General features: G+C 62.4%; 16 protein-coding genes. 8 read left to right on the plus strand and 8 right to left on the minus strand.

The genetic code is table 11. The features are described 5' to 3' along the window. Positions 1–55: 55 nt before the first annotated feature. On the plus strand, positions 56–1,132 hold the full coding sequence (locus I6E56_RS10460; RefSeq protein ID WP_197138353.1) for a LacI family DNA-binding transcriptional regulator: 1,077 nt from the start codon (positions 56–58) through the stop codon (positions 1,130–1,132). On the opposite strand, the gene I6E56_RS10465 is transcribed toward I6E56_RS10460, so the two are convergent. From I6E56_RS10465 to I6E56_RS10480, 4 genes are all read right to left on the minus strand, one after another. Further along, positions 1,098–2,474, minus strand: a complete 1,377-nt coding sequence (locus tag I6E56_RS10465; protein ID WP_197138355.1) for an NAD(P)/FAD-dependent oxidoreductase — start codon at positions 2,472–2,474, stop codon at positions 1,098–1,100. The genes I6E56_RS10460 and I6E56_RS10465 overlap by 35 nt on opposite strands. A 107-nt stretch (positions 2,475–2,581) precedes the next feature. Next, a complete protein-coding gene (locus I6E56_RS10470; protein ID WP_197138357.1) occupies positions 2,582–2,731 on the minus strand; it encodes a hypothetical protein in 150 nt (49 codons plus the stop codon). A 193-nt stretch (positions 2,732–2,924) separates the two neighbouring features. Next, positions 2,925–3,458 carry a hypothetical protein gene (locus I6E56_RS10475; protein WP_197110523.1) on the minus strand — a complete coding sequence of 178 codons (534 nt, stop codon included), beginning with the start codon at positions 3,456–3,458 and terminating at the stop codon, positions 2,925–2,927. A 4-nt stretch (positions 3,459–3,462) separates the two neighbouring features. Then, entirely contained in the window at positions 3,463–3,720 is a 258-nt protein-coding gene (locus tag I6E56_RS10480) for a hypothetical protein (RefSeq protein ID WP_197110522.1), read from the minus strand. Between the two features lie 292 nt (positions 3,721–4,012). Between I6E56_RS10480 and I6E56_RS10485 the strand changes: the two genes are divergently transcribed. The 5 genes from I6E56_RS10485 to I6E56_RS10505 all read left to right on the plus strand — a co-directional run bounded on the left by I6E56_RS10485 (position 4,013) and on the right by I6E56_RS10505 (position 8,012). Then, complete coding sequence (locus I6E56_RS10485) at positions 4,013–4,462, plus strand: hypothetical protein (protein ID WP_197110521.1); 450 nt, start codon at positions 4,013–4,015, stop codon at positions 4,460–4,462. Between the two features lie 114 nt (positions 4,463–4,576). After that, positions 4,577–5,308, plus strand: a complete 732-nt coding sequence (locus I6E56_RS10490) for a hypothetical protein (RefSeq protein ID WP_197138359.1) — start codon at positions 4,577–4,579, stop codon at positions 5,306–5,308. 141 nt (positions 5,309–5,449) lie between these two features. Further along, entirely contained in the window at positions 5,450–6,406 is a 957-nt protein-coding gene (locus I6E56_RS10495; RefSeq protein WP_374062126.1) for a metal ABC transporter substrate-binding protein, read from the plus strand. Further along, positions 6,403–7,143: a metal ABC transporter ATP-binding protein gene (locus I6E56_RS10500; protein ID WP_197138367.1), complete on the plus strand. Its 741-nt coding sequence runs from the start codon at positions 6,403–6,405 to the stop codon at positions 7,141–7,143. The genes I6E56_RS10495 and I6E56_RS10500 overlap by 4 nt, the downstream gene beginning before the upstream one ends. After that, the gene (locus I6E56_RS10505; RefSeq protein ID WP_197138374.1) at positions 7,140–8,012 is read left to right on the plus strand and encodes a metal ABC transporter permease; all 873 of its coding nucleotides are present in this window, start codon (positions 7,140–7,142) and stop codon (positions 8,010–8,012) included. Before I6E56_RS10500 ends, I6E56_RS10505 begins: the two co-directional genes overlap by 4 nt. Positions 8,013–8,074: 62 nt before the next feature. Here the strand turns inward: I6E56_RS10505 and I6E56_RS10510 are convergent, their stop codons facing one another. The 4 genes from I6E56_RS10510 to I6E56_RS10525 all read right to left on the minus strand — a co-directional run bounded on the left by I6E56_RS10510 (position 8,075) and on the right by I6E56_RS10525 (position 11,705). Continuing rightward, a complete protein-coding gene (locus I6E56_RS10510) occupies positions 8,075–8,764 on the minus strand; it encodes a metal-dependent transcriptional regulator (protein ID WP_197138375.1) in 690 nt (229 codons plus the stop codon). A 101-nt stretch (positions 8,765–8,865) separates the two neighbouring features. After that, positions 8,866–9,408 (minus strand): hypothetical protein, encoded by a 543-nt coding sequence (locus I6E56_RS10515; protein ID WP_197110516.1) that lies wholly within the window; start codon positions 9,406–9,408, stop codon positions 8,866–8,868. Positions 9,409–9,743: 335 nt separating this feature from the next. After that, positions 9,744–11,213: a deoxyribodipyrimidine photo-lyase gene (locus I6E56_RS10520; protein WP_197138377.1), complete on the minus strand. Its 1,470-nt coding sequence runs from the start codon at positions 11,211–11,213 to the stop codon at positions 9,744–9,746. A gap of 30 nt (positions 11,214–11,243) precedes the next feature. Beyond that, positions 11,244–11,705, minus strand: a complete 462-nt coding sequence (locus I6E56_RS10525) for a MepB family protein (RefSeq protein ID WP_231606595.1) — start codon at positions 11,703–11,705, stop codon at positions 11,244–11,246. A gap of 98 nt (positions 11,706–11,803) precedes the next feature. Here I6E56_RS10525 and I6E56_RS10530 point away from each other — a divergent pair, with 98 nt between their 5' ends. Both I6E56_RS10530 and I6E56_RS10535 read left to right on the plus strand, forming a co-directional pair. After that, the gene (locus I6E56_RS10530; RefSeq protein WP_197138378.1) at positions 11,804–12,142 is read left to right on the plus strand and encodes a hypothetical protein; all 339 of its coding nucleotides are present in this window, start codon (positions 11,804–11,806) and stop codon (positions 12,140–12,142) included. 117 nt (positions 12,143–12,259) lie between these two features. Then, positions 12,260–13,150, plus strand: a complete 891-nt coding sequence (locus tag I6E56_RS10535; protein WP_197138380.1) for a mechanosensitive ion channel family protein — start codon at positions 12,260–12,262, stop codon at positions 13,148–13,150. Positions 13,151–13,246: the final 96 nt, after the last annotated feature.

A 13,246-nucleotide genomic window follows, 5' to 3' on the forward strand; every position in this document is an offset into this window, starting at 1 on the left:
GGGGGAAAAATACCCAAAACGTTTTACATGCCGGAAACTCGGGTAGCCTGCCAGAGTGACCACTAACCAGCCACGTAGACGAGCGACAATTCACGACGTCGCCAAGCGGGCCGGGGTCTCGATCACCACCGTTTCTCACGCCCTCAATGGCAAGGGAGTCATTGCGGATGCCACCAGGAAGCGAGTCGTCGAAACCGCCGCTGATCTGGGATATAGCCCAGATGCGATCGCTCGCGGACTCCGCAGCCGTCGCCTCGGAATCCTGGGACTCGTCATCCGCCCCCTCGACACTCTCGGCTCCTACCAACCGGAGGGTGTTGACTACTTTTTACGGTTTGCGGGAGCCGCCGCAGTCGAAGCGTTGGATCGCGGTTACGGGCTTGCGTTAATGCGGGACCCCACCGTCGGCAATGCCCCCGGCATCGCTCTGGCCGCCGATGGCTTCATCATTTCTGACCCGGTGGCCAGCGATCCGGTCATCGAATTGCTCACGCGAAACGGCATCGCTGTCGTGGCAGTGGGGCGCGATATCGAGCGACCGGAATTCACCGCCTGGCTTGGCGCCGGCACTCACACCAACACGGATGCAGTTATCCAGCACTTTCTCGAACGCGGCGCCACGCGCATCGCGATTGTCACCGGAGAAGACAACAACTCGTGGAACGCCGATAGCGAATTGACGTACCGGGCCTGGGCTGCGGAACGCGGGCAATCCCCGCTCGTGTACCACCAAGATGAGGGCTTGGGCGAGGCGGGTGGTCGCGCACTGGCCGAACAGATGCTGGCCTCAGGCGAGCCGCTTCCGGATGCCATCTATTGCCTGACCGGGCGGCACGCTGCGGGCATGCAAGCTGGGCTGCAAGCGGCCGGCTATCTGATTCCCGACGACATCATGATCGCCTCAGGGTCTGACTCGGAGCAGACCAGAAACAGCGCTCCGCCCATAACTTCGATCGATTTGGCACCCGAGGCAACGGCGAAAGCTGCGGTCACGTTCTTGGTCGAATTGCTCGATGGCGTGCCCGATGCCGATCCGGATGCCGACCCTGACGGCGACGGCGCTGGCGATCCGGTTCCTCCGGAGGTCGAGTACCGGATCAGAGATCGCGCGTCGACTCGCTCAATGCGCTGAATGACAGTGCGACCCCGAGAATGTTCTCGGCGGCGCGATGACCGGAGCGTAGTGCCGCGGTGACGGTGGCTGGATCATCCGTCCACGTTGCTTCGCCCGCAAAGTGCAGCACGTTCTCGACCGGGGTGGCCAGCAGGTCGTGGTCGTCGGGCGTGGATCCCGGGCGCATGTACGCGTACGACCCGTACGAGTATGGATCGTCTTGCCAGCGCGTCACGAGCACTTCGTCGGGGTGCTCGACGCGCTCGCCGTAGAGCCCGCGCAGAGCATCGAGAACGGACGAGCTGATCTGTTCGTCGCTCCAGTCGCGCGCCTCGATGGCGCTGGGGCCGGCAGCGAACGTGAGCAGGGTGGGAACGCCGTGCAGATCGGTGAGGTCGTACCAGGAATGCCACCACTTGCCCGCCTCGCCCTGCTGGCGAATCGCGTAGACGCTCTCATCCCAGAAGCGAGTGGGGAAGCGCAGAAAGACCTTCTCGAAGTTGTTCATCTCGAAGCCGTCAATGGCGTGGGTGAGCCATTCGGGCAGCGCCGGCTCGAACGCGAGATCGCCGCTCTTGAGCACCCCAATCGGCACCGTTACGACCACGCGATCCGCGGTGAAATCGCCCTGCGCGGTGGCGACCGTTGCGCCCTGCTTTGACCAACGGATGCCGGTGACCACATGCTCGAGGCGAACGTCGAGTCCCTGTGCGAGATTCGTTGCCAGCTCGTCATAGCCGTCGGGGAACACCACCTCGTCGCCCTCGACCGTGTCATCGTCGAGACCGTGCGCATCGAGCAGCCCGGCGTGCACGCCGTACTGCTCCTCGGAGCGGTGCAGCACGAACTCGCGCACGCGCTCCGCCCGATCGGGGTTCCAGCCGAGCGTGGAAAGCGCGACGCCCATCGTCTGCTCATAGCTTGTGCCGAGAGTGGAAGCCTGCACCGCCGTCGCAAGATGCGCGTCGAAGGTGCGGACGTCATCCGCGAACTGGGCGACAGCGTCGTCGCTGAGGCGCTCGCCGGTGGGGCTGTAATAGGCGATGGGGCGGCCGGTGGGCTGGTAGCTGCCAACCGTGAACTCGACCGTGCGCATGCCGAAGGCGTTGACGATATCGGTGAGGGGGTTGTCGTCGACGCCGTGGATCCAGGATGCTCCGCGGTCGGTGGCAACGTCGCCGGAGCGTTCGGTGTGCGTGCGGCCACCCGTGCGGTCGCGGGCTTCGAGCACGAGCACTCGTTGGCCGGACTGGGCGAGAAAGCGTGCCGCGGTGAGCCCGGAGACTCCGGCGCCGACGACGATCGTGTCGAAGGCTGTCGCGGCCGGGTCTGCGGTAGGCGCGCTAGCGATGTCGGTCATGAGGTCACAGTAGCAACGTGGTGCTGGGTTCGGCTGACCTTGACGTCGGTTTAGGGCGAACCCCACGTGGACGGCTCGCGACCGCGAACGTCCGTAACGGGAACCTATTACGGGCGGTAGTCTTCGCGGTCTTCGTAGAGTGAGCGAGCGCTGGGATCTGCGCTTCGGCCACCGTTGGCCGCCCCGCCTAACTGGGTAAACACGAATGCCAGGCGCTTAGCGGCCCGACCCATCAAACTGAGAAACCGTGTGAACATCGTTGGTCCCTTCTCGGTTAGAACAACTATATTCAGCATCGCAGTTCGACTGCAATGCTCGCCTCCGCATCCCGGAGTTCGAACGGCGCCACTGGCGGAGTGCCGAATCCGCGCACCATGTTTCGGCGTGAGATCGTCATGTGGCAGACGCTAGCGTTGGTTTGGGATGAACCCCAATTAGGCAGCCAGTTGGTTAAGTCGCTGCTTCGAGCTCGGCGATATTGGTCAGGATGTACTCCGAGTCCACGAGAAAGATTGCTGGGCTGCATGTCTCGTCAGTGATGTTTACATCGCTGCCAGTCTGGATGTCGAGTGATAACGACCAGCACAAGCTCCTAATGTGTCGTGCAGCTACTAGCCCTGAATCGAATCGTGCTAGCCCGGTTGTATATGCAGTAAGCGTCAGACGCTGTTCAGCCGTGTGGCCAGAGACGAGCCAAGTACCGTCCCCTGCAGGGCGAAACTCCGACAAGATCTCTTCATCGGTGAGGTCAAGTATCTGCAAGCTGAATCCACATTGGTCGAGTTTCGATTCGAATAGCTCAACGTCCTCGATAGGTGCTTCCTCCTCGGCTTGGATCTGAATGCAGGCCGAGGCGTCAGCGAATAGGAAGGCGGTGCGCTCTAGCGCCTTTACTTCGAGGTCGGCACCGATCTCATTGGCAGGGACCCCTACGCAGCTTCCAAGCAGACTTGTGCTGGCTAACAAGACGATTACTGATTTCACAGGCCTAGAGGGGCGCAAGTTCTGCCTCCAGGGCGTCAAAATGCAAGTTCGTGTCTACTGCGAAGGCCGGGATGGATGCAGCGGGAGTCCAGATATAAGCCCCGCTTCGGGGATTGCTGATAACGCTAAGCCACTCCTGGCCTAGCTTTTCGAGATGAATTACCTCATCGTTGGTGATCGCACCGCTGAGCTCAGCGAACGATCCAACAGCCGCAACGCCCGCAATGAGTTTTTGGGGCGCACCGTCAGCAGAGCAAAGCAAGTATGACCCTCACTGTCGAAATACGAACATTTTTCGATTTAGGGCGATGCTATCGCTTGTATTACTCCCTGGGCAATAGCGCAGCCGCGTTCGCGAAGGCCTGCTGTGCGGCCGCCAGACGCTCGCTCTGCTGCGCTTCACGGTCGAAATGTCGAGCAGGTAGACAGGTCGGCAAATGTGAGACATTATTGATTTCACATAGTTGAGACCGGAAAATTGGTGTGTGCGAAGACGCGTCGCACACAGCCCCACTTGCGCGGTTCGCTGGAACCGCAACCTGCTAAGGAGCCTAATGAGACGTTTGCTAACCGCGGCCGTATGCGCCGGAATGCTGATCTCTGTTTCTGCATGCACCCAAGTCGAGCCGCCACCGCCCACCGAACCTTCGTCAAGCGCAGCCGCGACTTCGTTGGAGGAGGGCAACGTTGGGCTGTGCCATTCGCTCTCGATCGAACTCATGACGGTGAACGGCGTGGTCTCGGGGTATGAGGCCGGCGAGTTGAATAGGGAATCGTTCGATTACATGATTGCCACTATTGCCGACGGCTTCCCGATCCTTGGAATCTTGCACAAGGACGCGCTTTTGAGCAGCCAAGTCGACGACCTACGTTCGGCAATCACGGAGCTAGGCGCCGACGGTGCCGAACCGGCCGTAGGGGACGCGTCAGCGTTGGGAGAAGCGACGACGGCGCTCGCTGTCGAATGCGATGCAGTCGGCGCACCTTTGAGCTTTTACCAGTAGCCACAGGCGAGTCGCCCTCTCGATGCCGATGACGATGCCGATGCCAGGTGTGAGGTCACAGTAGTAATGCGCCCCCGCATTCGGCTGACCCGCTCGCGATAAAGTGGCGATCACATGAAGAGCTCAGTGAGTCAGTTGCGCGGTCGTGGATTCTTGCGCGACGAAGACCTCGATGCGTCCCGTCATCTGTCGGCGGCCGAACTGACGCGACAGTTGGACTCCACTGACGCTGTCGAGCGATCAGCCGCAGTCCGGTTGCTCTCGCGTGCTGCGGGACCGGATGCTTCGTTGGATCAGCTTTTCGTGGAGCGACTCACACGAGAGACCAAGCTCTATACCAAGCTCGAACTGTGCGAAGCGCTCCAAGCGGGCGGCCAAGAAACCGCCCAGCTGCTCATTCCGCTGCTCGGTGCTATCGGGCGGAATCAGCACGAACAGCCATCCACTGAAGCGTTCAAGAAGACTAGCTACCCGCTTCCGCGAGACATCGTGGCGAGGATTCTTGCGCGTATGGATTCTGTGGTGTTGCCGCCGTTGATCGCGGCCGTTGTCGACGGACCACGGACGCGGGCAGTCGAGGCGATCGATGCCGTCGGCTTCCTATGTTTCTACTCAGCGGTGACAACGACGGATCGGCTGGCAGCGCTCAACGCGCTCACCGAGAAGCTTCGGGGCAACCCTGATGACGAGCTCATGCAGTGGAAGATTGTGCGTGCGCTCGAGAGTTTCAATCATCCCAATGCCAAGCTCCTCCTCGAACGACTCGTCGCGGGAAGTACCAATCCGGTGATAGTCCAGGAAGCTCAGCGATCGCTCGCATTAGTGGTTGAGCAGCCTGCGCTGTAGAGGGTTTTGTGGCGTTCTCCTGCGCCAATCATGCGCAGGAGAAAGATCCGCGACTTTTACCGATCGTTAAGGTTTCAGGCAAACTACGTCTAGACGTAGTTTCCTAAAGAGGCTCTCCCAACATAGGATCAGAACATGGGAATGAGAGCAGTAACGGGCCGCCAGCACACCGCACGCATGACGATGATTTCTGCTGCGGCATCCGCCCTTCTGCTCGGTCTCGCTGGCTGCACTGCGGTGTCGGATGCGGGCGCCACGACTGACCCGAACGACGACCGCCCTGTCGTGCTCACGACCTTTACGGTGCTCGCCGATATCGCCGAGAACGTGGCCGGCGACAACCTGCGGGTGGAATCCATCACCAAGGTGGGGGCCGAGATCCACGGCTACGAGCCCACGCCCGGCGACATTGCCAAGGCGGCCGAAGCCGACCTGATTCTCGACAACGGGCTCAACCTTGAAGCCTGGTTCGCGCAGTTCGTCGACGGTCTCGACGTGCCGCACGTGGTGGTCTCTGACGGCGTCGACACCATCAACATTGCCGAAGATGCCTATGAAGGGCTGCCCAACCCGCACGCGTGGATGAGCCCCCTCAACGCACAGATTTACGTCGACAATATGGAGGCCGCGTTCGCTGAACTCGACCCCGAAAACGCTGCCGACTACGCCGCCAATGCTGAGGCGTACAAGGCGGAGTTGCAGCTTGTGAACGACGAGCTCACGGCCGAACTCGCCGAGTTGCCGGCGTCACAGCGCGCTCTCGTCTCGTGTGAAGGAGCGTTCTCGTACATGGCACGCGACGCTGGGCTGAGCGAGCATTACCTGTGGGCGGTCAACGCTGAGCAGCAGTCGACGCCCCGCCAGATCGCGTCGGTGATCGAGTTCGTGCGGGACAACGACGTGCCCGCAGTGTTCTGCGAATCCACCGTCTCCGATCGCGCGATGCAGCAAGTGGTCGAGGCCACTGACACGACCTTCGGCGGAACCCTCTACGTCGACTCGCTGTCGGAGGACGGTGGCCCGGTGCCGACCTACCTCGAGTTGCTGCGCCACGACGCCGACATCATCATCGCCGGGCTGACCGGGGCATCCCAATGAGCACGCCCGCCATCGACGTGCGCAACGTCACCGTTCATTACGGCGATGTGCTCGCGCTCGACAACGTGAGCCTCAGCCTCGCGCCCGGCCGCATCTATGGCCTCATCGGCATGAATGGCTCGGGCAAGTCGACCCTCTTCAAGACGATTACCGGGATGCTGCGCCCCGACCACGGAACAGTCACGTTGGCCGGTCAGCAGCCTACACTCGCGCGCAAGGCCGGAGCGGTCGGCTATGTTCCGCAGAGCGAAGACGTCGACTGGGCGTTCCCGCTCTCCGTGCGCGATGTGGTGATGATGGGCCGCTACGGGCACATGGGTTTCTCCCGCCGCCCCAAGCCTGCCGATAAGGCTGCCGTCGCCGAGGCCCTCGCCCGCGTAGAACTCACTGACCTCGCTGACCGCCAGATTGGCCAGCTCTCGGGCGGCCAAAAGAAGCGGGCGTTTGTGGCGCGTGGCATCGCTCAGGGCGCGACGATCCTGCTTCTCGACGAGCCCTTTGCCGGCGTCGACAAGCGCTCCGAGGGAACGATCACGAAACTCTTGCGCGAGCTCGCCGCCGAGGGTGCCACGGTGCTCGTCTCGACCCACGACCTCAATGCGCTGCCGAAACTCGCCGACGAGGCAATCTTGCTGATGCGCACGGTGCTGCTGCAATCCACTCCCGCCGAGGTGCTGAAGCCCGAAAACCTCGCACGGGCCTTTGGCCTCGATGTCACGGCGGGAGACGCCGCGTGAACCCTCTCGACTTCCTTCTCGAACCCCTGAGCTACGACTTCATGGTGCGCGCCCTCGCCACGAGCGTCACCGCTGCGATCGTGTGCGCGGTGCTCTCGTGCTGGCTCGTCCTCATCGGCTGGTCGCTCATGGGCGACGCTGTCTCGCACGCCGTGCTCCCCGGAGTCGTGCTCGCCTACGTCGTCGGCGCGCCCTTCGCTCTCGGCGCGGTCATCTTCGGCTTTCTTGCCGTCGCCCTCATCGGCATCGTGAGAAACACGAGCCGCATCAAAGAGGATGCCGCCATCGGCATCGTCTTCACGAGCCTGTTCGCGCTCGGAATCGTGCTCATCTCCGTCACGCCCTCGCAGACCGACCTCAACCACATCATCTTCGGCAACCTCCTCGGAGTCTCCTGGGCCGACCTCACCCAAGTGCTCATCCTCGGCGCAATCACGCTCACGATCCTGCTCGTGAAGCGCCGCGACTTCACCCTCTACGCCTTCGACGCCACCCACGCCCACGCGATCGGCCTCAACCCCAAGGTGCTCGGCGCTACGCTTCTCGGGCTCCTCGCCCTCACCGCCGTCGTCGCGCTTCAAGCCGTCGGCGTCGTTCTCGTCGTGGCACTGCTCATCATCCCCGGCGCCACCGCGTACCTGCTCACCGATCGCTTCTCACGCATGCTCGTGATCGCCCCGGTGATGTCGGCGCTCGCGGCCGTCACCGGGCTGTACCTCAGCTACTACCTCGACACGGCATCCGGCGGCATGATCGTGCTTGTCGAAGGCTGCATCTTTGCGCTCGTCTACCTGTTCAGCCCCACGCAGGGCGTGATCGGCAAGCGCCTCGGTTCGATGAAGCGGCAGCGGATGCTCGCCGCCCAGTAGTTCGGAAGACACAGCCTGCGCACCGAACCCGCGCGGTGCGCCTCAGGTGCCCCGTTCGTTCCTTAGGCGCTGAGGGTGCCGCCCGAAACGTAGAGTGCGTCGGTCGCGCTCCGGCCAAGGCTAATCGGCACAGCGGATTGGCCCGCCACCACCACCTCGAGCGCATCCGAATACGGTGCCCCGGCATTCACGCTGAGGGTCGCTTCGAACACGATGCCGCGCTCTTCGAAGAACTTGAGCAGCTCGGGGTCGTCGTCGGAGATGCGTTCGACGACCACGGTGCTGCCGGGGGCGACGCGGCTGAGTTGCACGGCATCCGGAATCGTAATCGCGCCGTCGGCGCTGGGGATGGGGTCGCCGTGCGGGTCACGGGTGGGGTGTTCGAGAAACTCATCGATGCGTTCGACCATGAAGTCAGAGACGGCGTGCTCGAGGTTTTCTGCTTCGTCGTGCACCTGGTCCCAGGTGTAACCGAGCACGCTCACGAGAAACGATTCGATGAGGCGGTGGCGGCGAACCATCGCGACGGCGTGAGCACTACCGACCGCGGTGAGAGCGATGGAACCGTAGCGGGCATGATCGAGGAAGCCCTGATCGGTGAGGCGACGCACGGCATCCGAGACGCTCGACAGCGTGTAGCCGGTGCGTTCGGCGATCACGGTGGCGGTGACGGGGGCATCGGACCATTCGGAAAGGCTCCACACGGTCTTCAGGTAGTTCTGGGTGCTGACCGAGAGCTCTGTGACCGACATGCGCCCAGTCTAAAGCCGAAGATTGAAGTACGGGCAGACGTAGTTAACGAAACTTGCCCCCGCCCGGAGAACATCAGGCGGGGGCAAGCGGGTGAAGAAAGTTAGTTGAAGATTCCGTTCAGGCCGAGGTCACCGGTGATGTCACCGACGATGTCGTCTGCGTCAACAACATCGTCGAGGATGTCGTCGACATCAACAATGTCAGTGACGTCGGTCACTACGTCAGTCGCGTTGTCTACAACGTCGGTTACCTGAGTTGCGTTGTCGACGACGTCAGAGACGTTAGCGTCGTTCGCTACGTCAGAAACGTTCGCGGAGTCGCTCACGTTGCCGACTGCGGTGTCGTTGCCCGAAGCCACGGGAGCGTTGACCTCGTTGCCGGAAGCAACAGCGTTGCCGTTCAGGAGGTCACCGTTGAGGATGCCGCCGCCGAGAACGTCGCCGCCGAGAAGGTCAACGTCGCCGACCTCGGGTGCTACAACAACGGGGATGTCGGTCTGCTTGGGGGAGGAGTAGGAGTATGACTTCGTCGAGGTGTAGCTGTCACCGGTTGCTGCCATGGCGGGAGCTGCTGCTCCGACTGCGATGAGGGCTACTGCGGTAGCGGTTGCGCCGAGCGTTGTCTTCTTCGTAAATGCGTTCATGACTGAACTCCTTCTTACGTGGTCGGCCTCCGTAGAGGCTCTGCGTCTCGAGGCTTTCCCGAGGCGCAATGAGTACTCCGGAGTGCGGCCGTAACCGGTTTGGGGGTCATGTCAAAAAAGTTGAAATTCGAGCAATCGGGGGTGCGGATGAGGGCTGTCGGGGGCCTCGGATCCGCATGTTTCTGGGGTTACTGGCGCAAGCTGGCAGTCAACTGAGTGGAGTCTGGTGAAGTGCCCAGTGCTGCATCCAACGGTCGATTCGGGTTCGCCGGGCGCGCCAAGAACGGCCGCCGCGTGGCTGCGGTGAGCCTGCTACGCCGACCCCTGGGGAGTCCTTATTCTGCCGCTGCGGCTTTCACTGCCGTGTACGCTTCGAGGGCTTCGCGGCGGGTTTCGGCAAGATCCACGATGGGTTCGGGATACGCGTCGGTGCCGAGTTCGGGAATCCAGTACGAGACGTAGTGGCCCGCGGGGTCAAACTTTTTCTGCTGCAACACCGGGTTGAACACACGGAAGTAGGGGGCGGCATCCGCACCGGATCCGGCAACCCACTGCCAGTTGGCGGGGTTGCTGGCTTCGTCGGCGTCAACGAGGGTGTCCCAAAACCACTGTTCTCCGGCCCGCCAGTCGATGAGCAAGTTCTTGATGAGGAAGCTCGCGACGACCATGCGTACGCGGTTGTGCATCGTGCCGGTGTGCCAGAGCTCGCGCATGCCGGCATCGACGAGGGGGATGCCGGTGCGGCCGCGGCGCCACGCGTCGACTTCGCTGACTCCCGCGGGTTCGTCCACGGCGCCGAGCTGGTCGACGGTGTAGCCCCAGGGGAACGCGTTGTAGGCGGGGCGGTAGCTGTCGGTCGCGAGGCGCGGGTTGTCGAAGAGTAGGGCGGTCGAGAATTCGCGCCAGCCGATTTCACTCAAGAACTTGGCGACGTTCTTGCGAGCGGCTGTCGGCACGTCGGCGGAGCCCTTGCCGTTCCCGGAGTCGCTGTCGTTGCCGGTACCGCTACCGTCGCCACGCAGCCGCTGCCAGATCTGGGTGGGGCTGATCTCGCCGAACCGCAGGTGCGGGCTGAGGCCGCTCGTGGCATCCACGGCAGGTTCATCGCGGCGGTGATAGTCGGCGAGACGTTCGGTGACGAAACTCTCGAGGCGATCGTGGGCGCCATCTTCGCCAGGAGTCCAGGTCTCGCGCAGTCCCTCGGCCCAGTCGGGGCGGGTGGGCAGCAGATCCCACTCGGCGAGGTCGTCGCTCGCGGGGGAGTCGGCGGGCCAACTCAGCTCGTTCGTCGTGAGTGCGGGCAGTGCATCCCGCACCGGACGATCTTGCGCCGCACGCCAATACGGGGTGAAAACCTTGTACGGCTCGCCCTGCCCATTGCGGATATGCCACGGCTCGTTCAGCAGATTGCCCTGGTGGCTTTCGACCGTGAGCCCCTGCTCACGCAGACTCGTTTTGAGGCTCGCGTCGATATCGCGGGCGGCCGTGTAGCGGCGGTTCCAGTGCACCGAGGCGGCGCCGAGCTCGTCCACGAGCGCCGGCAGCACCTGCGCGGCAGGGCCGCGACGCAGGGTCAGCTGGCCGCCTAGATTCTGCAGGGCGACATCCAGAGCCGTGAGGCTGTGATGCAGCCACCACGTGCTTGCCGCACCCAGCGGGCGGATGCCGTCGCCGGTTTCATCATGAATATAGACGACAACAAGCGGTCGGCCTTCGCTCGCGGCCGCCGTTAGCGCAGGGTTGTCGGCTAGTCGCAGGTCGTTGCGCAGCCACACGATGGAGGGCTGATTCTGGTTTCCGCTCACCCCTCAACTCTAGGGTCGGCGGCTGACTATTTAGCTGAGCAGGTGAAAGTGCTCACATTGCCACTGCTGGGTGTTCTGGGCTTGGCGATTGCGGGTGTCGGCCCAGGGCGGGTACACGCGAAAACCGCGCTTGCCGCCGCGGCCGCCATCCGAAACGATGCCGCGGACGATCAGGACGCTGAGCGGAAAGACGAACGCACCAAAGCCGTTGCTGTCGCGGGTGACGACGACGAGGTGCTGGGTGCCATCGTCGCTGGGGAATGGTTGCGTGGTGCCGTCAATGTCTCGCCGCCAAACGGTGACGAAAAAACCCGGCTTAGTGGGGGTGAGTTTTGCGACCCGAAACCGGGTTGCAGCGGGGAGGGTGGTGACGGCCTCGTACTCGGCGTTGTCGGGCTCGACCACGAGTTGAGCGTGTTGGGGCAGTACGCCACCGAGAGCATGGATGGCGCGGGCTACATCCGGATGCAGCGGGGCAGTGGTCACGGTCATCCGTTCGATTCGGCGGTCGTGTCAGCCTAGGCCGAAGCGCGCGCGATCGCCGCACGTGTGGGCTGGTGGAGCAACGCTTTTTGGGTAATACTCAGGGAATGACCGCACGCACGGCAGGCCCGCTGAATGAACGACATGAGGTGCTGGGCATTCTGCTATTCGTCTTCGCGGGGTGTGGATTTGTGGTGCTGAGCGCTCTGGCGGGCACTGCGACCATCATGGCGAGTGGGTTGCCCGCTGTGGTCCCTGTGGCCTGGAACGGTCAGGCGTTGGCTGTTGCTGGTGCCGCGTGGTGGATGGGGTTGGCGGCCGCTCTGGCGGGGCTGGCGATCTGGATTATCCGAGCCAAGGCAAAAAGGACACTGTTGCCGTGGGCGATTGTTGACTGTGCCCTGATGGCCGTTCTTATCGTGGTGGTGTGGCTTTTTGCCCTGTAGCGGTGCCCGTTAAGTTAGGTGGTTGACGCCTGCGGGGTGGTGTTGCTGGGGGCGTAGACTCGCGCAAAACAGTCGTCGGTGTCGATGGCGGCGTTTCGACTGAGGGGTTACCGTGCGATGACAGGATCTGGTTTTCGGCAGGAGTCGGTCGATTTCGGCGATGTGATTGAGCGTGTGGAGAACATTTTCTCCTCCCTATTTCTTTCCCTCCCCAATGTGATCATCGGCATTGTGGTCTTCCTCATTTTTTGGGCCCTGTCGTGGGTCGTAGCCAAGCTCGTGGGGCTGGCTATGCGGCGGGCCGGCCGGCCGCGCGGGCTCCAGATGGTGCTGAGCCGCCTTACTGCTTGGAGCATTCTCACGTTTGGGCTGCTTGTCGCGCTCACCGTGATCTTTCCGACCATCACCCCGGCGTCATTGTTCGGAGCTCTGGGCGTTGGCGGTGTCGTAATTGGCTTCGCCTTCCGCGACATTTTTCAGAATCTGCTTGCCGGCATCCTGATTCTGTTTACTCGACCATTTCGCATCGGTGACCAGATCGTGTCGGAGAATCATGAGGGCGAAGTTGTGGACATTTTGGTGCGGGCAACGCTGCTGCGCACCTATGACAACCGGGTGGTGGTGATTCCCAACAGCGAGCTCTATACGAAGCGGGTTGTCGTGAACACGGCGTATGAGAACCGCCGGCTCAGTGTGGAGGTGGGGATTGGCTATGACGAAAGCATTGCGGATGCTCGTGCCGCCATCCTTGAGGCGATTGCGACCTTGCCGGGCATCGTCACAGACCCGACGCCGGAGGTTCTCGTGAATCTGCTCGGCGACTTCAGCGTGATTCTTGAGGTTCGCTTTTGGATTAGCCCACCGGACCGTCGCGAAGCGGTTGAGGCACAAGATCAGGTTCTCGAGGCGATCAAGCGGGCACTAACAGCGGCCGAGATTGAGATGCCGTTCCCCATCCAGAAGATCATGATTGATCCGCGGGAGCCCCGCAACGAGGACGGGCACTAACCGCAGGCGCCGCCAGATTCTCGGCCGACTGCCTATTGCCTAATATGGGCGTTTGCTGGGGTACCCGTTAAATAGTTCGAGGGCCGGTTTCAGAGG

It is taken from the genome of Salinibacterium sp. NK8237 (assembly GCF_015864955.1).
Taxonomy (GTDB): Bacteria; Actinomycetota; Actinomycetes; order Actinomycetales; family Microbacteriaceae; genus Rhodoglobus.

Excerpts from the sequence above, each read along its gene's own strand:
- I6E56_RS10465 (WP_197138355.1), bottom strand. The coding sequence starts at position 2,474 with ATGACCGACATCGCTAGCGCGCCTACCGCAGACCCGGCCGCGACAGCC.
- I6E56_RS10470 (WP_197138357.1), bottom strand. The coding sequence starts at position 2,731 with ATGTTCACACGGTTTCTCAGTTTGATGGGTCGGGCCGCTAAGCGCCTG.
- I6E56_RS10485 (WP_197110521.1), top strand. The coding sequence starts at position 4,013 with ATGAGACGTTTGCTAACCGCGGCCGTATGCGCCGGAATGCTGATCTCT.
- I6E56_RS10490 (WP_197138359.1), top strand. The coding sequence starts at position 4,577 with ATGAAGAGCTCAGTGAGTCAGTTGCGCGGTCGTGGATTCTTGCGCGAC.
- I6E56_RS10495 (WP_374062126.1), top strand. The coding sequence starts at position 5,450 with ATGAGAGCAGTAACGGGCCGCCAGCACACCGCACGCATGACGATGATT.
- I6E56_RS10500 (WP_197138367.1), top strand. The coding sequence starts at position 6,403 with ATGAGCACGCCCGCCATCGACGTGCGCAACGTCACCGTTCATTACGGC.
- I6E56_RS10510 (WP_197138375.1), bottom strand. The coding sequence starts at position 8,764 with ATGTCGGTCACAGAGCTCTCGGTCAGCACCCAGAACTACCTGAAGACC.
- I6E56_RS10515 (WP_197110516.1), bottom strand. The coding sequence starts at position 9,408 with ATGAACGCATTTACGAAGAAGACAACGCTCGGCGCAACCGCTACCGCA.
- I6E56_RS10525 (WP_231606595.1), bottom strand. The coding sequence starts at position 11,705 with ATGACCGTGACCACTGCCCCGCTGCATCCGGATGTAGCCCGCGCCATC.
- I6E56_RS10530 (WP_197138378.1), top strand. The coding sequence starts at position 11,804 with ATGACCGCACGCACGGCAGGCCCGCTGAATGAACGACATGAGGTGCTG.
- I6E56_RS10535 (WP_197138380.1), top strand. The coding sequence starts at position 12,260 with ATGACAGGATCTGGTTTTCGGCAGGAGTCGGTCGATTTCGGCGATGTG.